The sequence below is a fragment of the Pseudoalteromonas sp. S3260 genome (assembly GCF_005886925.1).
Classification (GTDB): Bacteria; Pseudomonadota; Gammaproteobacteria; order Enterobacterales; family Alteromonadaceae; genus Pseudoalteromonas; species Pseudoalteromonas tetraodonis.
Window position 1 is genome coordinate 1 of record NZ_PNCV01000307.1, and the last position, 367, is coordinate 367.

Below are 367 nucleotides of genomic sequence, written 5' to 3' on the forward strand. Positions count from 1 at the left end.
GTTTTGCTACCAACTAAGCGCTCCACCATGGCACCAATGCTGTTGCCTTGGGCATCTTTGAAGTCATTAAAGCTGGTACCGTGCAATTGCGGATCATGCGGTGCGGCAACAAAGTTGAGATCGCTGCTGACTACATACACATACTCAGAATCATGGTAAGTATTATTTTGTAATATGGTGCTGGCGTAAGCTTGTGCTTGCGCGTCACTAAGCTCACCCTGAGCCGCTAAGGTTTCGAGCTCCTCAACCACATTGACGGTGCTTTTCATCAGTTGATTAATACGGGCAATATTGTCGTTTTCACTAGCATGACGCAAGGCTTGCAAACCTAGCAAAGCGACGGCAATAAGGGCAATAAATAGGGTGA

Annotated in this window: 1 protein-coding gene; it reads right to left on the bottom strand. The window is 46.9% G+C overall.

Annotated elements, in window-relative coordinates; all coding sequences use genetic code 11:
* On the bottom strand, nucleotides 1–367 hold a 367-nt coding region (locus CWC14_RS18585), incomplete at both ends, for a cache domain-containing protein (RefSeq protein WP_171036898.1).